This window comes from bacterium (assembly GCA_019695335.1).
Taxonomy (GTDB): Bacteria; CLD3; CLD3; order SB21; family SB21; genus JABWBZ01.
The window spans coordinates 33,767-54,966 of the sequence record JAIBAF010000014.1 but is presented as its reverse complement, the minus strand read 5'-3'; the positions used below and the strand labels follow the sequence as shown (position 1 = coordinate 54,966).

Annotated in this window: 17 protein-coding genes; 1 reads left to right on the top strand and 16 read right to left on the bottom strand. The window is 40.3% G+C overall.

Annotation, left to right across the window (positions count from 1 at the left end):
* Nucleotides 1-44 precede the first annotated feature (44 nt).
* From K1X84_05480 to K1X84_05470, 3 genes are all read right to left on the bottom strand, one after another.
* Nucleotides 45-1,268, bottom strand: coding sequence for an ABC transporter permease (locus tag K1X84_05480; GenBank protein ID MBX7151070.1), 1,224 nt, complete (start codon nucleotides 1,266-1,268; stop codon nucleotides 45-47).
* Nucleotides 1,268-1,762: a DUF255 domain-containing protein gene (locus K1X84_05475; protein ID MBX7151069.1), complete on the bottom strand. Its 495-nt coding sequence runs from the start codon at nucleotides 1,760-1,762 to the stop codon at nucleotides 1,268-1,270. The genes K1X84_05480 and K1X84_05475 overlap by 1 nt, the downstream gene beginning before the upstream one ends.
* Nucleotides 1,763-1,836: 74 nt before the next feature.
* Nucleotides 1,837-3,393, bottom strand: coding sequence for an amidohydrolase (locus tag K1X84_05470; protein MBX7151068.1), 1,557 nt, complete (start codon nucleotides 3,391-3,393; stop codon nucleotides 1,837-1,839).
* Between the two features lie 110 nt (nucleotides 3,394-3,503).
* Between K1X84_05470 and K1X84_05465 the strand changes: the two genes are divergently transcribed.
* A complete protein-coding gene (locus K1X84_05465; GenBank protein MBX7151067.1) occupies nucleotides 3,504-6,755 on the top strand; it encodes a protein kinase in 3,252 nt (1,083 codons plus the stop codon).
* 7 nt (nucleotides 6,756-6,762) lie between these two features.
* Here the strand turns inward: K1X84_05465 and K1X84_05460 are convergent, their stop codons facing one another.
* From K1X84_05460 to dnaA, 13 genes are all read right to left on the bottom strand, one after another.
* Entirely contained in the window at nucleotides 6,763-8,100 is a 1,338-nt protein-coding gene (locus K1X84_05460; GenBank protein ID MBX7151066.1) for a PhoH family protein, read from the bottom strand.
* Nucleotides 8,101-8,120: 20 nt separating this feature from the next.
* Complete coding sequence (locus K1X84_05455; protein MBX7151065.1) at nucleotides 8,121-9,158, bottom strand: beta-lactamase family protein; 1,038 nt, start codon at nucleotides 9,156-9,158, stop codon at nucleotides 8,121-8,123.
* Complete coding sequence (locus K1X84_05450; GenBank protein MBX7151064.1) at nucleotides 9,158-10,525, bottom strand: NAD-dependent succinate-semialdehyde dehydrogenase; 1,368 nt, start codon at nucleotides 10,523-10,525, stop codon at nucleotides 9,158-9,160. The genes K1X84_05455 and K1X84_05450 overlap by 1 nt, the downstream gene beginning before the upstream one ends.
* A 3-nt stretch (nucleotides 10,526-10,528) precedes the next feature.
* Nucleotides 10,529-12,169 carry a cyclic nucleotide-binding domain-containing protein gene (locus K1X84_05445; GenBank protein ID MBX7151063.1) on the bottom strand — a complete coding sequence of 547 codons (1,641 nt, stop codon included), beginning with the start codon at nucleotides 12,167-12,169 and terminating at the stop codon, nucleotides 10,529-10,531.
* A gap of 67 nt (nucleotides 12,170-12,236) precedes the next feature.
* Nucleotides 12,237-13,166, bottom strand: coding sequence for a hypothetical protein (locus K1X84_05440; protein MBX7151062.1), 930 nt, complete (start codon nucleotides 13,164-13,166; stop codon nucleotides 12,237-12,239).
* A 1-nt stretch (nucleotide 13,167) separates the two neighbouring features.
* Nucleotides 13,168-13,530, bottom strand: a complete 363-nt coding sequence (locus tag K1X84_05435) for a MarR family transcriptional regulator (protein MBX7151061.1) — start codon at nucleotides 13,528-13,530, stop codon at nucleotides 13,168-13,170.
* Nucleotides 13,531-13,679: 149 nt separating this feature from the next.
* Nucleotides 13,680-14,270: a YceI family protein gene (locus tag K1X84_05430; GenBank protein ID MBX7151060.1), complete on the bottom strand. Its 591-nt coding sequence runs from the start codon at nucleotides 14,268-14,270 to the stop codon at nucleotides 13,680-13,682.
* A gap of 128 nt (nucleotides 14,271-14,398) precedes the next feature.
* Nucleotides 14,399-14,905 carry a hypothetical protein gene (locus tag K1X84_05425; protein MBX7151059.1) on the bottom strand — a complete coding sequence of 169 codons (507 nt, stop codon included), beginning with the start codon at nucleotides 14,903-14,905 and terminating at the stop codon, nucleotides 14,399-14,401.
* A gap of 13 nt (nucleotides 14,906-14,918) precedes the next feature.
* A complete protein-coding gene (locus tag K1X84_05420; protein MBX7151058.1) occupies nucleotides 14,919-15,521 on the bottom strand; it encodes a hypothetical protein in 603 nt (200 codons plus the stop codon).
* A complete protein-coding gene (locus K1X84_05415) occupies nucleotides 15,505-16,080 on the bottom strand; it encodes an RNA polymerase sigma factor (GenBank protein MBX7151057.1) in 576 nt (191 codons plus the stop codon). The genes K1X84_05420 and K1X84_05415 overlap by 17 nt, the downstream gene beginning before the upstream one ends.
* Before the next feature lie 85 nt (nucleotides 16,081-16,165).
* A complete protein-coding gene (locus K1X84_05410) occupies nucleotides 16,166-17,020 on the bottom strand; it encodes a TIGR02757 family protein (GenBank protein MBX7151056.1) in 855 nt (284 codons plus the stop codon).
* Nucleotides 17,021-17,083: 63 nt separating this feature from the next.
* Nucleotides 17,084-19,498, bottom strand: coding sequence for an aconitate hydratase (locus tag K1X84_05405; GenBank protein ID MBX7151055.1), 2,415 nt, complete (start codon nucleotides 19,496-19,498; stop codon nucleotides 17,084-17,086).
* Between the two features lie 149 nt (nucleotides 19,499-19,647).
* Complete coding sequence (gene dnaA, locus K1X84_05400) at nucleotides 19,648-21,060, bottom strand: chromosomal replication initiator protein DnaA (GenBank protein ID MBX7151054.1); 1,413 nt, start codon at nucleotides 21,058-21,060, stop codon at nucleotides 19,648-19,650.
* Nucleotides 21,061-21,200 lie beyond the last annotated feature (140 nt).

The window sequence follows — 21,200 nt, the reverse complement described above, 5'->3', positions numbered from 1 at the left end:
AAATAATAATATTGAATAACCACTTAATTGGCATTGAAATTTTGTTATTGTTTAGAGCGGTACCACCGCCATATTTCCTTCACAGTGGGTCTTTTACCATACATCAGCAACGCAACTTCGAACACCCGGCTCGAAAAACGCATCGTTAGAATCAGAAAAACGATTAAGGTCACGATCGTTCCTGCAATGTGATATATCGGCGGCTCCGAAATAACCACTCGCAAAATCATCAGCGTGGGCGTCAGCGGAGGAAAATACGATAAAATATTGACGAGCATGGAATCAGGATCTTGTAAAACGAGAATAGCAAACGCAACCGGAACCACGCCAATAGCCGAAATGACGCCCTGAATTTGCTGAATGTCCTGATCCGAAGATACGACGGCGCCGATGATTGAGAAAATAGCCGCCAACATAAAATAACCCAAAACAAAATATACGATAAAAAGAAAAATAACCTGCGGCGACAAAATACTTAACGCCATCGGGCCGCCGAAAGCCATTCCGGCAAGCATCCAGATGACAATTTGCGTTAAGCCAACCATACCGAGTCCCAAAATCTTCCCGACCATCAATTCCTTCGGAGTGACCGAGGAAATCAATACTTCGATCACGCGATTATTTTTTTCCTCTGCAACACCGCGCATGAACGCACTGCCTGAATTAAAAATTGAAAAAAATAACATCATTACAAAAATAATAGCTGCAATATATTTCTGCATGATTTTAGATTCGTCATTGATCTGGGAAACTTCCACATCGATTTTTCGCGCTACGTTCCGGACATCAAAAACGTTAACGTTCATCCGCCGCAATTGTTCGACCAGAATGACGTCGCTCAATGCGTTTTCAAGTTGCCGCAAACTCTCAAAACTCCCCGTTCCCTTGACGTAATATTTAACTGTTTTTCTGGCAAAGATCGAATCGTCGAGAAACAAATACCCATCAACAATACCTTTATTGACCAATTCCTTGCCGTCCCGATCCGCACGTAAGGCGTCGTCACCGGGAATTTCAAGAAAATTGAACAAGTGCGATTGTTTGGATTCAGCGATTTTTAATTTTAATGACTCCAAAGCAAAGCTGGTCGCATCGGCAACGGCAATGTTGGTCGTTTTCTGACTTTCACGGGAAGCAAAATAAGTGGGAACCAGAGTAAAACCAATGATAAACGTAGGCATAAAAATAATCGAAAAGATAAATCCTTTCGATTTGATTTTTTGTGTGTATTCCCAACGGAAAATATGGAAAGTTTTTCTGGTAAACATCAGGGCGCGGATTTGCCTTTAAGATAATCGTCGAAGCTGATCTGATAATATTCTTTTTCACCAATATACTGGATAATATTCAGGAATTCTTTCGCCTGAATATACCCGGGCACCAGCGTCACCATTTTGGAATCGGATTCAAAAAACGCCGTGGCTGGATAACCATTGACGCCGATTCCTTCCGAAAATTGTGCCGCCGAATATTTTTTTCCGTTATAAGTGATCGAGCCGTCTTTTTCGGGATTCAGTTTAACAAGAATAAATTTGGCGTTAAGATATTTGATAATATCCGGATCGGAATAAGTTTTCTGTTCCATCACTTTACACCAGCCGCACCAATCCGTATAAACATCGATCAATACATGTTTGTTTTCTGCTTTGGCTTTTGTCAATCCCTCATCGAAAGAATACCATGTCAATTGATCTCCGGGAAAGTTCCAACTGAGTGAAAAACAAATCAACAATGTTAACGCGGTAAATTTGCTGATGCCCATAACTTTTTCTTTCTATTTAGCCGCCTAATTTAGCATAAATTTTTAGTCTAAACAATGCTGAATTCTTTAAAACCTTATCCATAAACTTTTTCCCCGCCAATTACCATCATTTTGACTTTTATCTTTGGAATTTCAGTGGCCGGAATGTTAAAAATATTATCGGACAATATCATAAAATCGGCAACTTTACCGGGATTCAGACTGCCTTTTATGGATTCTTCACCTGACGCAAACGCGCTTCCAATGGTATACGCATGAATAATTTCCTGTAATTCAAGTTTTTGTTCAGGAATCCAGCTCTCGATGCCGCCACGTTTAGAACGATTTAATGCCGCAAAGATTCCCTCAAAAACATTGCACGTCTCGATAGGCACATCCGATCCAAAAGCGAGGACTGCACCGGCCTGAAGAAGCGAACGAAACGGATAGGCGTAGCGGCAACGTTCACCCCAAAATTTATTGGCGGTATCGACGTCTTCCGGAATTTGTATTGGTTGCATCGACGCAATGATTTCATGTTCGGCGAAACGCGGCATATCAGCCGGATCAACCAACTGGCAATGTTCGATCCTTTGCCTCAATCTTTTTTCAGGAAATTTTCTACGTACTGCTGAAAAAGCGTGCAGGGCTTTCCGATTTGCTCTGTCACCAATCGCATGAATGGCACAGGCGATATTATTTTGTGCTGCCCGAAATACAAGGCTATTAACAGCTTCTTCCGTTAAAATTTCCGTTCCGTAGTTGTCTGAGTTTTCAAAAGGTTTGATCATGTGGGCCGTTTGTGAGCCAAGCGTCCCGTCGAGAAAAATTTTCATGCCACCGAAACGCAGCCATTCATTGCCCAGTCCGCTTTTCAAACCTAATTCTATCACGTGATCCAAATATCGAATCGGATAATAAAAATTTACGCGAAGTTTTAATTCACCATCTCTATGCAATGTTTGGTAAGTCTCCCAATCAGAAATAGTCTCCATACAGTGCACTCCGCTCAGCCCTTGCGCATAGGCCAATTTCATTCCGTTACGCAATACATCCTGCCGTTTCTCCGCCGTGGGTTTCTCAATGAATTGCCAAATAAGCTGACGTGCTTCTTCTTTTATAATTCCCGATAAATTGCCATCGGCGTTTTTTAAAATTTCTCCCGTTGAATCAAACGTCGTCTCTCGTGTAATCCCGGCTTTTTTGAGAGCAGAAGAATTCACCCACGACGTGTGCGCATCTCGCGCTTCCAAACATACCGGATGATCCGGCGCAGCTGTATCCAAATCTTCCTTCGAAGGATACTTGACAGGATTCCAAAGATTTTGATTCCAGCCGCTTCCTTGAATCCATTCGCCTTTGGGTGTATGCGTTGCTTTTTTCCGGACTAATTCCAGCACTTCCTCTTTAGAAGTCAAACCATTGAAATCAAGCTGATCCTGTTTTAAACAATAGGCCAGAAAATGCGTATGCGCATCGGTAAAAGCCGGTAAGACTCGCTGTTTTTCCAGGTCAATCTGTTTGAATGACGGAAAAAATGAAATTAAATCGCGATTCGTTCCAGTAGCCAATATGCGCCCGTTTGAAACGGCGAGCGCCTCAACTTCCTGACCATAACCGGTATAAATTTTTCCATTTAGGAATATTGTCATCCGTGTCTCCATTTTTTTAATCTAATGCTTCTTGAACTGCTTTTCAATCACGTTTGTTTTTTGAGCCAATTAGTTTTACATTTAAAAAGAACTCCTAAAAATTCCAAATCATGCGCTACATTTTATTTTTCTTTTTCTTCTTGAACGCCGTTTGTTTTTCACAATTGCGTGACGTCAAATTCAGGCATTTCTCAATCGAGCAAGGTTTATCGCAAAGCAACGTCTTTTGCATTTTGCAGGATCGCGATGGCTTTATGTGGTTCGGTACAGAGGACGGATTAAATCGTTTTGACGGCTACCGTTTTCGTATTTTCAAACATCATCAGCAAGATACGAATTCAATTTCCAGTAATTTCATTAACACTTTATTTGAAGATCGCGACGGAAGATTATGGATCGGAACTTCTCAGGGATTAAATTGTTTTGATCCTGCCTCTGAAAAATTTACGCGTTTTAAAACATTCTCAACATCCAATATCGAAACCATTTATCAAGATCGTTCAGGAAAGCTATGGATTGGTTCTTCTGCAGGATTAGGTGTTTTGAATGATGACGGAAATTTTTTACAACTTCAATTGCCTGACGAGGATGCCGTTGCATTGACGTTGCTGGAGGATAGCCGGAATGTTTTGTGGATTGGAACGAATCGAGGTTTGTTCGCTTACGATCAGCAACATTTTATTCATTACCGCAACGACCCCAAAAAGGTTCACAGTTTGCCTCACAATAACGTACATGCGATTCTTGAAGATCGTAACGGCGAAATCTGGATCGCTATGTATGGTGGAGGTGTTGCCCGATTTGATCGTACATCCGGTGAATTTACCGGTTATCGTGCACGAGCAACCGACCTTTCTGCTTTAAGCAACGATGATGTGAACGCGATTGTAGAAGATCGTTATGGGTATTTATGGATTGGGACTTTTGGAGGCGGTGTTTGCAGATGGGATCCTAAAACCCAAACGTTTGCTCGTTTCATGCACGATCCTCAAAAAATAACGAGCATGAGCCACAATTCGGTCGAATCGATGTATCTCGATCATTCAGGAATTCTATGGGTCGGCACGAATGGCGGTGGAATTAATCAGTACGATCCAAATCGTGAAAAATTTACGCACATTAAAAATATACCCTCCGATCCTAATAGCCTAAGCGACAACATGGTATATTCTTTTTTCTTCGACGATGAGGAAAATTCTTTATGGGTTGGCACGGATGCCGGCGGTCTGAATCGATGGGAATTGAATTCTGGAAAATTTGTCCACTATAAAAATAATCCGGGAAATTCAAACAGTTTAAGTAATAATTCTGTCCGAACGATTTTCAAATCTTCAGACGCATTATTGTGGATTGGCTCGGTTCGAGGCGGAATTGACGTTTTTGATGCTAAAAAAAATTCGTTTAGTAATTTTAGAAATATTGTGAACGATTCTAATAGCCTCAACGCTAATTCTATTCGCACCATTCATGCTGATCGCGATTCCTCCACGAGAATTATCTGGATCGGAACTAACGGCGGCGGCCTTAACAAGTTTGACTTAACAACAAAAAAATTCATGGCATTCAAAAATAATCCGCCCGATTCCGCCAGTCTCAGCAGTAATCAGATCCGCGCGGTCTTTGAAGATTATCATGGCTATATTTGGATAGGTACGCTAGGCGGAGGTCTCAATCGTTTTGACAAACGAAGCGGTAAATCTCGCCGCTATGTCAACGATCCCAATCGTCCGAATTCTTTGAATAACAACATCGTTTTGTGCGTACTTGAAGACACTGTTTTTTATCCTGACAAATTATGGATCGGGACTGCTGGTGGAATCAATGTTTTGGATCTGAAAACTGAAACATTTGAATTTTTTACTGAACAAAACGGCTTGCCGAATGACGTCGTGTATGGTATCGTCGCCGATCATCACGGATTTCTATGGGTTAGCACGAATAAAGGACTCGCCAAATTTGATCCGCGTAAACGGACGTTTATTAATTACGATGAACGTGACGGACTTCAAAGCAATGAGTTCAACGCCGGAGCGTATTTCAAAAACAAAAAAGGTGATATTTTTTTTGGCGGCATTAATGGATTTAACTATTTTCACCCTGACAGTTTGTTGAGTAATTCATCGGCTCCTCAGGTTTTGCTCACCGATTTTCAGATTTTCAACGAATCTGTTCCCATTGGGAAAAATTCTCCCCTCATGCAATCCATTACACACACACGATCGATCGAAGTCGATTACACACAAAATGTGTTTTCCTTTGAATTTGCGGCTTTGAATTACTCCATTCCTGAAAAAAATCAATATGCGTACATGATGGAAGGTTTTGATAAGGCCTGGATCTATTCCGGCGCGCGGCGTTATGTCAACTACACCAATCTGGATCCGGGACGTTACGCGTTTCGTGTCAAAGCGGCCAACAGCGACGGATTGTGGAATGAAGACGGGCAGGCGATTGAAATTATTATTCGTCCACCTTTTTGGTCGACGTGGTGGTTCCGTCTTGGTATCGTAGGAATTATAGGGCTGACCGTCTTTGGAGGCGTGCGTTTTCGGGAATATTACCGAGTCTATCGCAAAACACGATTTATAAGTCACTACAAAATTATCCGTAAATTAGGCGAAGGCGGAATGGGATCCGTTTTCGAAGCGATTGATCAGTCACGGAAAAAAACGGTCGCGCTGAAAGTACTGAGAGAAGACTTGTTAGAATCGCAAGATGGAATCAAACGCTTTCTTAAAGAAGTTGAAATCGGAAGGCAAGTCAATCACCCGAATGTTGTCCGGATTTTTAATGCCGGCAGTAATGAAAATATGCGCTATATCGCGATGGAAATGATCGAAGGTGTGACGCTGAAGTCTCGTATTCGTGAAAAAGAGAAGATTGAAATTTCGGAGGCGATCAGTTACGCAAAAGGAATTCTGGAAGGATTAAAAGCAATTCACGAAAAAAACATCGTCCATCGCGACTTGAAATCTGACAATATCATGATACAGAAAGACGAAACGATTAAGATTATGGATTTCGGACTCGCTCGCATGAATGCGTTGAGTTCCATAGCCGATCGTGGACAACTTGTCGGCACGCTGGCTTATATGAGCCCGGAGCAAACGATCGGAAAATCAGTAGATTTCAGGACGGATATTTATTCGTTCGGCGTCGTTTTGTATGAAATGCTTTTTGGAGAATTACCGTTTCATGGCGACAACGAGATGAGCTTGATTTTTTCTATTCACAACGATTCACCAAAATATCTTGAAAGCTCGACTTCTCTTCACGCTTTGATTTTGCGATGTATACAACGCGAACCGTCGTTACGATATCAGTCAGTTGATGAAATTATTAGCGATCTAGTAAAAATTTAGAATTTTTTTACAATAAATTACTTGCCAATTCCGCCAAAGCGCTACGCTCGCCTTTAAGCAAATTCACATGCGCAAATAATTCCTGCCCCTTCATTCGATCCACTAAATACGTCAGGCCGTTCGACTGGCTGTCGAGGTATGGCGAATCGATCTGATAAATATCGCCTACAAAAACCATTTTAGCGCCTTCACCGGCGCGTGTAATAATGGTTTTGATTTCATGCGGCGTCAGATTTTGAGCCTCGTCGACGATGAAAAATATTTTATCAAGGCTTCGACCGCGAATATAAGCAAGCGGAGTAATCAATAATTTTCCGTTTTGGATCATTTCATTGATGCGCGTATTTTCGCTGCTTTCTGAACCAAATTTATTTTTGATCACAGCCAGATTATCCCAGAGCGGTTGCATATACGGATCGAGTTTCGATTGAACGTCGCCGGGGAGATACCCGATGTCACGGTTACCCAGCGGTACGACCGGGCGCGCCAAATAAATCTGGCTGTAGTTTTGCCTCTGCTGCAACGCGGCCGCGAGCGCCAGCAACGTCTTCCCCGTTCCGGCTTTGCCCGTAAGCGTCACAACCGCTATTTCCGTACGGAGAAGCGCGTCCAATGCAAAAGTTTGTTCGGCATTGCGCGGTTCGATTCCATATGCCGATCTTTTCGTCACGCGTTCCATTACCGCGCCCATGGGATTATAATGAGCCAACACGCTGCTGCTATGATTTTTCAAAATGAAATATTCATTGGCGTACGGTTTTTTATCAATTAAAATTTCTTCAGACGTTACAGTATTAGGTGGTTCGTAAAAACGGCGGATAAGATTGACATCGAAGTTTTCGTAGGTCTGGATACCCGTATACAGCTCATCAATATTTCGAATTTTTCCTGTTTCGTAATCTTCCGCAAGCATCCCGAGCGATTTGGCCTTCATCCGTAAGTTAATATCCTTGCTGATGATGATCACTTCACGGTCTTTTCGCTTATTGCGCATTTGGTCTGCGAGAGCAAGAATGCGATGATCGGCTTTATTGATCGTAAATGCTTTTTCAACAAGTTCCGATTGCGGCTCGCCAACTTCGACAAATAAACGTCCGTGGTTCTTGCTAAGTTGTAAGCCTTTTTTGAATAATTGGTCTTTGGAAAGGCGATCCAGTTCACGGATAAATTCACGCGCCTGAAAATTAATCAGATCGCTGCCTTTTTTAAAATTGTCAATTTCTTCCAAAACGACAATGGGAATGACCACATCGTGTTCTTTGAAATTGTAAATACACGTGTGATCGTAGAGTAAAACATTGGTGTCGAGAATAAACAGCTTGGTTTTTTCTTCGCTTTTACTCATTGTTCCTCACAAATTAGTGATCAATTTAAAAATGCGGGAATAATATCATTTTCAAAGATATCCGTGACAAGCCCAATTGTTTGTGCGGATTCAGTATCGTTGACAACCGGATTCGCTGTTGTAACCATCACTAACGCCAAATCCGGTACGACAAAGATCATCTGCCCGCCGTACCCTAAAGCGTAATAATATGAATAAACAGATGTATGGCCGATCCACCACAAATACCCATATTCATAACCGTTGGTTTGATCAACTCCCGATGAATCAACCCACGAAGAATTGACTATTCTTTGACCGCCATAACAACCATGATTGAGGTATAAAAATCCGACTTTCGCCATGTCGCGAGCAGTCAGATTTAGTCCACTTCCTCCATTATAAAATCCTTGCGGATCTTTGTCCCAAATTGGTGTTTGAATTTGGAGTGGCTGAAACAGATTTTTGTCGGCGAATTCAAGCGTACCGGTGTGAGTGGCTCGGGTGAGTATTCCGGATAAGATATGCGGTACGGCAGAACTGTAATTGAAAATTCTTCCGGGAATTGTGTCCATAGGCAAATTAATAGCCCATTCAATTCGATTACCATATAACCGGTCAATGGCTTCATTCCAATGATATCCGGCCGTCATCGTCAGAAGATGTTTTATAGTGATTTTACTGGCAAGCGGATCCGTCGTTGAAAAAAAATACTCGGGGAAAAAATCTTTTACTTTTTTGTCAATGCTGCTAATTTTATTTTCCTTTATTGCTATACCAGTCAAAGCTGAAACGATCGTTTTAGTTACCGATCGTATGCTGTAGTTGTCATTGACGGTTTTACCTTTGAAATAATTCTCTGAAATAAGCAGATTGTTTTTGAGAATCAATAAACTGAATATGTACGCTGAGGAATTTGCCTTAGTAATTCCGGATTCTATTTTCAAAGAATCAACTCCAACAGAGCTTGGTATTGAAATTGTCAATGTATCGGCAATGTTCTGAGAACACGATTCCTCAGATTCTTTTTTTTCGCATGCAATCAGCAGAGACAGACCTAAAATTAAAATCCTGCTCATTATTTTATGTATACCGTCTTGATGTTGACAAATTCTCTGATACCAAAAGCTGATAATTCTCGTCCATAACCGGATTGTTTGATCCCGCCAAATGGCAACCTGGGATCGGACTTTACGAACGCATTGACAAAACAGCTTCCGGCTTGAATATAATCGCGAGCGATTTTTTCACCCCGTTCTAAATCAGTAGTGAAAACCGCGCCGCCCAAGCCGAACGAAGTCTTGTTTGCAAGTTGAACAGCTTCCGATTCGTTTTTTATCGAAATCACGGATGCCACAGGCCCGAAAGTTTCTTCTTCGAAAACAGTCATGCCCGGCTTTACACCGCTCAAAACTGTCGGCGGATAAAACGCACCGGAACCTTGCGGAATTTGACCACCCAATTTTAGTTTTGCTCCTTGACGAATACTTTCCTCAACTTGCCGATGCAACGTGTCTCGCAAATCTTTTCTTGCCAACGGCCCAAGATCGAATTGGCCCTCCAAGGGGTTGCCTATCGTTTTCTTTCTCATCTTTTCAATCAACAGTTCTTCAAACCGTTCGTGAACCGCTTCTACGACCAAGAATCTTTTTGCGGCAATACAACTTTGTCCTGTATTAATAAGACGCGAATTAACGCATGTTTCTGCTGCAAGCTCGATATCGGCATCTTCAAGAACGATGTATGCATCACTGCCTCCCAATTCCATCACGGTTTTTTTAAGAAATTTGCCTGCGTGACTGGCTACAGCTTGACCTGCTTTGACACTTCCGGTAAGTGTAACGCCTTGAATCAAAGGATGCTCAATGAGTTGACTAATATGCTCAGGTTCAAGGAATACTACATTAAAAAGCTCCTGTGGAAAACCTGAGTCATCAAAAACTTGTTTGATGGCCATAGCACAACCGCTCACATTCGGCGCATGTTTGAGTAAAGCTCCATTCCCGGCCAACACTGTTGGTGCAAGAAAACGAATCACTTGCCAGAATGGAAAATTCCACGGCATGATGGCGAGAATTATTCCAAGTGGTTTATAGGTAATATAACTTTTTTGACCGTCGGAAGGAACCGATTCTGGCGACAGAAACTTCTCTCCGTGATCGGCATAATATTCGCAAACCCACGCGCATTTCTCAATTTCGGCAATTCCCTGCAATATAGGTTTACCCATTTCACTAGCCATCAGCTCGGCTAAACTTTTTTTTCGGGCCCGAAGAACTTCCGCCATTTTTTTTAAATGATTCGCACGAGACTGATAACTTGTTTCAGTCCATTTTTGAAAAGCGTGAGTGGTTTTGTCGACAAGGGATAGCGCGTCTTTCCATGAGGTAGGAGAATAATTTTTGATCAACGCGTCTGTGGATGGATTGATCGATTGGAAAGCCATTTTTTAATTCGGAAATGTAAAAAGGAAATACAAAAGCAATATATAAATTCCGGTCATAGCAGCCGCATCAAGGTTATTCAGATTTTTCTCTTGTTGAACATATTGATGTAAAGTGTAAAACAGAGGAAACAATAAGAGCATCAATAGAGATGTTGCTAAATTTATTGGGATCACAAAAACCGGATTACCCGTCAAAATTCCCATAATTCCGATCACGAGCAATCCAAATGGAAGCAACAAAAACATCACTTGTGTCAATCCCCCGAAAACATTGCTCAACGCTATACCCAATTCACCTCGGCGATGGGATTTATAAACGATAATATATTCGCTGATGCCTGCAAAAAACGCCAACGCTCCGGATGTCAAAACCGTCGGTAGGCCCAGATCTTTGAGCGCTGTTTCCGCAAAACCGCCGATCACTTCTCCTCCGCAATAAGCTCCGACAATACCCAAAATAAACATGAAAATAATACCCTTCCAACTCGTATCGTGCCCCAGTCGTTCCGGATCAGGCGGCATCGAATCCACATCATCTTTTCCCTCGGCATAATAGCGTATCAAAACCAAAACGTAATAAGCATAAATGACCATCAAAACCAAACCGATAATAATCAGATCAAATCCCTGCATCTCTGTCCGAACATTTTCGGACTTAGCCACAAGCATGACCGTACCGACAATTAATGCAATTGCGCATCCGGCAATCATCAATTCTCCGCCCGCTTTTGTCAACGAACGAGGCATTGTAAAACATCCTTGACGATCCTTCGGCAGAAAAAATGAATAAACAGAGAATGCCAACGCATTGTTGAATATCGTCGCAATAGCTGTTATAAATGCAGCGAGCGGCTCAACCCAGACTAAAAATCCTATAACGACAAACTCAGGAAGTGTGCTTAATAAAGAGCCGATGGTTCCCGAAATAAATCCGTCCCACTTGAATTTAGCGCCCATTCTCTCGACGCCGATCACAAAACCTTCACACGAACCCTGTAAAATCAATAATCCTGATAGCAATTGAAAAGCAGCGTTCAACCATTCGTAATCATCGAATGATACTACTTGGGAAATATTATTGATAAACAGGAAAAGCCATATCACTAAACCAATTCCCATAAAACCTTGCCAAGTATATAAGCCGCGATATCTCGCTTCTAAGGCTCTTAATGCCGTTGAAACCCAGACATGCTGATTGGGTAGGGCTATAGCAATTCCTTTGAGACGTTGTTTGACTAAGTCATCGAGTGCATCTTTAAGATGCGGTGACTCAGCTACAATTTTATCAAAAGCAGCTTTTGAAACTCGCCATACCGAAAGGTCAGTTTCAGCTTTGACGCTGGCCGATCTTGTTTCCCCAGTCAACAAAGCCATTTCCCCCACAACACTACCTTCCTTAACCATCCATGTTTCACTTGAACCATTTCGGCGAACTGCGGCTGTACCGCTTTCGATGAAATACATGGCATCGCCTACTGCGCCTTGTTCAATAATCGAGGCGCCGGAAGGATAAGTCATGTGTTCAACAAATGGAATTAATGCTTGGATTTCTTCAGGCGGGAGCGCGCGTAAAATCTCAATATGACTCAATCGAGGGAGAATATCTTCCGGGTCGTAGGATTGCCGGTCAATCTCTGCTGTCATGCGCTACATTTTTATTGGATGGACTGGTATCTTAACATACAAAAAAATTCATCCGACGGCAACAAATTTATTTCAACCCCAATTCAAAACGATATGTTGAATCCTTTTCAGAATTTTTCGTCCAATAGTCAAGCATCCGATGATGAGTTCGTACGGCTTTCGTCTTTAATAATTTTGCTTTCGGTCCGAATCCATCAATATAAGTACCTTCAAAAGAAATGATTTCATGAGGAAATGATTTTTTGAAAGTAATATTAAGATCGCGTTGATAGCTTTCATATTGAATCGAATAAGTCATCAAAGAATCTGACGGGTTTTCTATGATTACAGCCGTTGCTGTTTCAGTAGCTGTTGGCCGGTGTAAAAACCTCGCTTGTATCAGTCCAGGAATGATTTTAATTTTTCCTAAAGGTAAACTTTGCGGATTCAAACGAATTCGGGTCCAGATTTCATCTTCTAATAACTCGGCTCCAATTTTATACGATGCATCCGCTTCATTTTCGAAATACGAATGGCCTTCATATACGTACTGATTATCCTTTAAATTAAGTTGCGTATAAGTATGTCCACACCACTCCTGAACGGAATTGCTTATTTTCAATGTCTTGGAAAGATCAACCGGTGTAAAGACCGAAGTCATAACGGAATACGGATAAATTCCGGTATTAAATTTGACAACATAATTCATCTTTAAAAGCGGAATGGCCTTACTTTTGGCTTCATCGCTATAGTTTTCTAATTTCACTTGTTTTGCGCTATTAAAATCCTCCGTCACAAAGATCAGAACCACATCGCCTTTGCGAATTTCACCGTAACGAGCCTGCTCTATCTCATAGCGATTAAGCTCTGCTTTTCCTTGATACCAATAGTCAGCAAATTCTTTACTGACAGTTTGCTTGGAAGATTGGCTGGGCGGTTCTGATTTCTGGCAAGCCGACGTAAGAATTATGAGTGCGAGCAGTGCCAGCGTTAATGAAATTTTGATTTTGTTATTCATGTTAATGCTTTTCCAATTTATCTAATAACTGATTCAATGTTTTTGCTTCTTCCTGAGTCAAACCGGAAACAATTTGATCAAACGATCCCTCAATTTTATCAATGTTTTCGAGCAAACTCAAACCTTTTTCTGTAATCAGAAGATTCACTTGACGGCGATCGGACGGACAAACTGTACGATCGATAAGATTTTTTTTGACAAGACGATCAACAAGCCTGGAAACATCGGAACTTTTGTCAAGCATCCTGTCTTTAACCGAATTCAGGGAAATCGTTTGAGGGTATTGTCCGCGGAGGATTCGAAGAATATTGAATTGCTGTAGTGAGATATTAAATTTTTTTAGCAGCTGTTGATGCTCGTTCATGATCCGGTTGATAGTAAAAATCAAATTGACGGTCAACCGGTGGTATTCATTTCTAAATCTACCACGAATTTTTTCATCAATGGATGTCACAAGATGGCTCCATGGCAAAAAGGGCGAAGGAGAATCTTCGCCCCTTGCTCAAAATACTATCACTTTTTCTGTACGAAAGCAATATTCAATTGCAAATTAACGGTTTCACCCACAACAGCACCGCCGGCTTCTATTAATGAATTCCAGTTAAGACCATAATCGAAACGGTTCAACGAACCCGTTGCGGTCCAACCGGTTTTTGTGTTTCCCCAAGGATCTTTGACACTGCCTTTATAAATCGCATTCAGTTCGATTGTTTTCGTCACACCACGCATGGTCAGATCGCCTGTAATTTTGTAAGTTTTGTCTCCGGTTTTTGTAAATGATTTGCTGATGAATTTGATTTCCGGATATTTTTCGGCATAGAAAAAATCTTCTGACTTCAAATGACCATCACGTTTCTCGTTATCGGTACTAATAGATGCAACTTTAATAGTAGCTTCAACTTTTGAATCTGAAAAGTCATCTTTAGTCGACACCATCGATGCGCTGAATTCTTTAAAATGGCCACTAACTTCTGAAACAACTAGATGGGTTACAGTAAAAATCGCATTGGAGTGAACTTGATCCGATTCCCATCTCGTTTGCGCTTTTGCTATATTTAAGCTAAATGCTAATAACGCGAGAGAAAAAATAACTGTCTTTTTCATAACAGCTCCCTTTATTTAAGTTTAAAGAAATTAATATAAAAGTTTAAACATTTAATGTTATAACATATAAATAATAAAAAAATTCCCAATATGCAAAATTTTTTGAAAATTATAATTTGAGTTTGAGATTACTCGATTGGTTCGTCGAAGGGATTTTCATATTGTTGAATTCGGCCTTTTTTGCGTCGAATGTCTATCAACAAATCGCGGAGTTTGTATTGAAAACGATTTTCAAAAACAATAAAACGCGCTAATTGGGCTGGAGTCAATGACTCCTTTAGTTGTCCTAGATTATCTTCATAATTCTTTTGGATTGCCCGATCTAAGTTATTGAGTTCATCAACGGTATTCAAAATTTTATCGCTCGATATATCATCGCCTAATGCAGACATGTGCGACAATTTCTTGAAAACGCTTCGTTTTTCTTTATTAAGCGACATGTCTTTAGACATATAGCTGTCATAAATTTTCAGAAATTCATCGCTCTTGTCTTTTGACAGATTGAGCTTTTCAATCAATTTTTTCTTTTTTATGGCTTGGATTTTATCAATTATTTCCTGAGTCTCTTGAGAATAGGCAGTCGTGGATATCACATAAAAAAAAGCAAGTAAGATTAAATTTGTATTTATCTTCATATTAATGCCTCATTTAGATAATTACATTTTCATTAAGCTCTTTCAAAAGTTCCATCTCTTCATCATGAGACAGTTTGTTCAATTCATTTTCAGCTCCGACCCTGTCGAGAGGCGATACAGATCCCGAAACCGGATCAGAATCCTGATTGAATTCCGATTCGCTGATGCTACCGAAATAATTGTCCCAAAGTTGATCCGCATCATTGGAATAATATGCCAAATCATCTTCTTCCATAGCATCAGACCAATTAAGATTTTGGTAAACGTAATTAATTTTCTGGTCGGTTTTCACGATCATGAACATGAAAACAATAATAGCACAGGCCACTGTCGTAACAGGAAAAACGATCTGAAATCTTCTTCGAGACAATACTTTATTATGCTGTTGCTTGTATATTCTACCCTGAAGCCGGGCTGAAAAATGATTCCAATAATTGTCAGGAGTCTTTTGGAAAGATTGTTTGGTTTTTCCTATAGCCGTCATAGTTGACAGAATCTCATTGTAACTTTTATGCCAATCGGGATCCGTTTTGATCAACTTTGCAATATAATCACTTTCTTCGGCGGATAGCCGATTTTCAATATAATCGGGAATATGATCAAGTTTGATTTCCATAACCATCCTTCAAGTGTTTTTCAATATACTTTTTTATTTTATTGACTGCATGAAAAAAATTTGCTTTGACAGCGCCTTCGGATTTACCAATGATCGTGGCAATCTCGCCATTTGATAGCTCGTCGTAATATCGAAGTATAAAAACTTTTTTTTGTTTCTCAGGAAGGCTTTCAACGGCTTTCTGTATGACTTTGCGTAATTCATTGGCATCGGCAATTTGATCGGGCAGTGATTGTTGAGCTTCTGGAGGATTAATCAATGTGTCCAGTGAAAGAAAATTACGAATCTTTTTTTTCCGTAAATGAGTTATACTCAAATTAATAGCAATCCGGCATAACCAGGTGTAGAGCGAGCTTTTTCCTTCGAAATTGTGCAGGTGCTGATACGCTTTAAGGAAAACTTCCTGTAAAATATCATCCGTATCATCATGATCATTGACAAAACCTTTGATGACATAATACAACCGTTCGCGATGCCCGTTGACAATTTCTGTAAACGCCTTTTGTCGCTCATAGCCATGACCTTGGGTAAAAAGTTGAACTAAAGTCCGATCATCCATGCCGCTCCGCTGATATTTTCCAAACGCCCGTTTCAATCGGTTGATGTTATTGAATTAGACGTTTGCGGTTCTTGACAGTTTAAAACTATAATCGGCAAATTGCGAAAATAGGACAGGTACTACATTTGATGGGATTTCGCTTTTTAGGACACATTTTCAAGATACCCAAACGGCACAATGCGAAGTCATACTTAACAGGATCGTTGGGATCCAATTTTTTTAATTCCGATGTCACTTCCAAAGATGTCTTTGCAGAAAGATCGCGCCGATCGGTCAAACCGATATTGTAAGCAATCCGTTGTATATGTGTATCGACTGGAATCAGAAGTTTTTCTTTGGGCAATCCGCTCCAAATTCCAAAATCAACATTATCTTTTCTGACCATCCACCGAAGTAAAAGATGAGCGCGTTTACAAGCGCTGCTTTTGCCGGGATCTGGTAAAAGGTGATTAAATCCTATTCCTTTCGACCTCGTCCATTTCCAAAGATTACGATCGATAATTTTCATGTCTTGGATACATCGGGCCCATGTAATACCTAAATGAACGTCGTCCTCCTGATATTTTTCCAAAACCCATTGCCCAATTGAGGCATGCTCGATCTTGATTGATTTTAAAACCCAAAGCAATCTGAGCATATCGGAATGTCTGATCATACGGTAGTAAAATTTCTTCCAAATTTTTAAAGCGTCGCTTGGATTGAAATTCCTCACATATTCAGACGGTTGGTTTTCCATTAATGATAAAACCATATTTCCGGCTTTTAGTATTTGTGACACTTGACCGAATGCAAGTGATGAAACAACTATCGCCGCAATTTCCTGGTCTTCGGGATTGTCAAACTTTTTTACGATCTGAATCGGATCACTCGATATATATTGTTGACCAATCGAATAGAATAAGCCGTCTAAATATTTCTTTTTTTCAGGAGATGGTGTCATTTAAATAAAAATGGGTTGAACAATCGTTTCAACCCATAAAGTTTATGCTCTGGAGGTTTTAAATTATTTTCTACGGTTTTTTTTAGTTGTCTTTTTCTTTAACTTTTTCACCGATTTCTTTGCCACTTTTTTTAGTGTTTTTTTCGCAGCTTTTTTTGCAACAAGCTTCTTCTTTTTCTTTGTTTTTTTAGCATTTTTCTTTGACGGTTTGGCCGGTGTTTTTTTGTCAAGAATACTCATCAAGTTTAGAGCGCTTCCTGCTTTAAACCATTCAATTTGAGTTTTATTATACGAATGATTGAGTTCACATTCATGTTGCGTACCATCAGAATGTTTGATAATCAATTTCAGTATATTTCCCGGTGAAAATGATTGAAGCCCGATAACGGATAATCGATCGTCTTCTTGTATCAAATCATAATCTGAAGGATTTTTGAAAGTGAGCGCCAGCATTCCTTGTTTTTTCAAATTGGTCTCGTGAATTCTGGCAAAGCTTTTTACAATGATTGCTTTACCGCCCAGATAACGAGGCTCCATAGCGGCATGTTCGCGGCTGGATCCTTCACCGTAATTTTCATCACCAATGGTAATCCATCCGATTTCCTGTGATTTATAATAACGGGCGTTTTCTGAAAAAGATTTTACTTCACCGGTTATTACATTCTTCCCTTTACCGGGTTCATATCCGAAAGCATTGACAGCGCCAATAAAAAGATTATTGGAAATATTATCCAAATGGCCACGAAATTTTAACCACGGCCCTGCCGGTGAAATGTGATCGGTTGTACATTTTCCTTTGGCCTTGACTAATACCGGAACATCAGCAATGTCTTTTCCATCCCATTTTTTGAATGCTAGTAAAGCTTGAAGTCTTGTACTTTTAGGGTCGATGACAACTTTGATTTTTGACCCGTCTTTAGCCGGCTGAACATAACCTACGTCGCCAGATGTAAAACCTGTTTTGGGTAATTCATCGCCGCTCGGGGGAAGAAGCTTGATTTGCTCACCAGACGGAGTAGTGATATAATCAGTAAGAGGATTAAATTTTAATGAACCGGCAATTGCTAAGGCCGTCACAATTTCAGGACTTGCGACAAATGAATGCGTAGCCGAGTTACCGTCGTTACGTTTGGCGAAATTTCGATTATAAGAAGTAATGATAGTATTTTTTTCGCCGTCCTTCACGTCATGACGTTTCCATTGCCCGATACATGGGCCGCATGCATTGGCCAAAACTTTGCCCCCAATTTTCGTCAAAGCATCCAGTTGACCGTCATGCTCGATCGTTGCCCGAATTTGTTCGGAGCCCGGAGTTATTACGAATTCCGATTTGGTTTTTAGATTTTTGTGTGCAGCTAAACGCGCTATGCTTGCAGAACGTTCGATATCTTCGTACGATGAATTTGTACAACTGCCGATCAGTGCAACTTTAACTTCCTCCGGATAGGCGTTTTCATCAACGGCGTTTTTGAATTGAGAAATTGGCCAAGCTTTATCCGGGCTAAAAGGACCATTGATATGAGGCTCAAGAGCGCTCAAATCGATTTCAATAATTTCATCGTAATATTTTTCAGGTGATGCATATACTTCCGGATCAGCCATTAAATGTTGCGCAAATTTTTCACACAATGCGGCTAACTCGCTTCGTTCAGTAGAACGCAAATAAGTTGCCATTCGTGTATCAAAAGGGAATACTGATGTCGTAGCGCCAATCTCAGCGCCCATGTTACAAATTGTTCCTTTACCTGTGCAGCTGATGGACTGGGTCCCGGATCCAAAATATTCAACGATTTTTCCAGTTCCTCCTTTTACTGTCAAAATTCCTGCTAGCTTTAAAATAACATCTTTAGCGGATGTCCATCCAGACAACGATCCTGTCAGTTTGACGCCTGTCACGCCTGGCCATTTCAATTCCCACGGTAGTCCGGCCATGACATCCACGGCATCAGCGCCACCAACGCCGATGGCCAGCATTCCGAGTCCTCCGGCATTGGGTGTATGTGAATCTGTACCGATCATTAAGCCACCGGGAAATGCGTAATTTTCTAAAACCACTTGGTGGATGATACCGGCTCCGGGTTTCCAGAAACCAATTCCGTATTTATTAGAGACGCTGGAAAGAAAATCATAAACTTCTCTGTTGTCCTTTTCGGCGCGCGACAGATCTCCCAATGCACCAACTTCCGCTTGAATTAAGTGATCGCAATGGACAGTGGATGGCACAGCAACTTTTTTCCTTCCTGAAGACATAAATTGTAACAATGCCATCTGCGCAGTAGCATCCTGCATGGCAACGCGATCTGGCGCTAAATCAACATATGTTTTAAAACGTTCTGGCGCTGATTTAAGCATTTCAGAAAAATGTGAACATAGAATTTTTTCAGTTAAGGTCAACGGCCGACCATACAGCTTGCGTACTTTTGTTAATTTTGTATCGAGGTTTTGATAAACCTTTTTAATCATATCTAGATCAAACATATCGCTTATTCTCCTTTAAAAAAATGCGGGTCTTTGAAAATCGAATGCGAATGTAAAAAAAATCGTATTCTTAAGCAAGATCGTCATAAAAATAAAAGGACTTGAGAAAAACCCAAGTCCTTTTATTCAGTGAAAGGAAAAAGAAAGTTTTAATATCCGGCTAATTCAATTTTTCGTTTGATAATTTCTATATCGTCTTTGATTTTGGGATTAGCCGTCATCCATTCATCGACCAATTTACAAGCATAAATAACCGTAGAATGATCCCGTCCTCCAAAATGAAGTCCAATGGTTTTGAGTGAACTTCCAAGAATTTCTTTGATGAGATACATACAAATTTGACGAGCTTCGACAACTTCTTTCTTTCTTGTTTTGGCACGTAACATGTCCTCGGGAATATTGTAATACGAGGCGACGGTTTTCTGTACCATGTCTATTGAAAGATTTTTCTTCTTGATTGCAATCGTATCTTTCAAAACAGATTTTGCAAGATCGAGCGTGAGTTCGGTATTAGAAATAGAAGCATAAGCCAATAATTTTATCAACGAGCCTTCCAGTTCACGAATATTTGTTGTGATATTCATAGCGACAAATTCACAAACATCAGGAGGTAAATAAACACCGTCTTCTTCGCTGCGTTTTTGCAAAATTGCTATACGCGTTTCCAGATCCGGTGGTTGGATATCGGTCACTAATCCCCACTGAAATCTTGAAATTAACCTTTCTTCTACATGTTTCAGCTCTTTCGGAGGACGGTCAGACGTCAAAACGATTTGTTTTCCCATCTGATGGAGCGTATTAAATGTATGAAAAAATTCTTCCTGTGTTTTACCTTTATCTGCAAAAAACTGTATATCATCAACCATTAAAATGTCAAAATTCCTGTAAAGTCTGCTAAATTCCTGAACTTTATCGTTGCGAATTGCAATCACAAAATCGTTTGTAAAATTTTCACTAGTAACGTACGCTATTTTCTTGGTTGGATGATGTTGACGAACATAGTTACCGATTGCCTGGATCAAATGGGTTTTACCCAGTCCGGCACCCCCATAGATTACAAGTGGATTAAAAGATGTTTTTCCTGGTTTTTCCGACACCGCTAAAGCGGCGGCTTTAGCGAATTTATTTCCGTTGCCTTCAATAAAATTATCAAATGTATATCGCGAGTTTAAAAAAGTATCAAATTTTGATAGATCGACATCATATCCTTGAGTTGTAGTTTTAGGAATTGAATAAACCGATTGTGAAATGTTCTCCTCAAGCGGAATTTGCTGTGACGTCTGATCTTTGACAATATAAGAAACATTCAATTCTTGGTTTGAAGCTGAAAACAAAGACGATTTAATCAATTCACTATACCGTCCATCAAGCCATTCAATGAAAAATTGATTGGGAATCATAAGGTATATATTCCCGTTTTCAATTTTTATTGGCTCAATTGGATTAAACCACGTTCGAAATGACGGTCCCGGGATTTGTTCTTTGATTAATGAACAGCATTTTTCCCATACAGACTTAACGTCTGAAGTTGTCACTCCTTCAAGCATATTTAAGCCATTCATGATCTGTAGAGCGTTTTGCGATTCAACCATAATTTTATAATGCTAAATAAGTTATTCACACAAACAATTAAAAGAATAACAATGAAGTTTAGATATCAAAATCCGAGTCACCCAAATATTTTAAATCAATAATTAACACG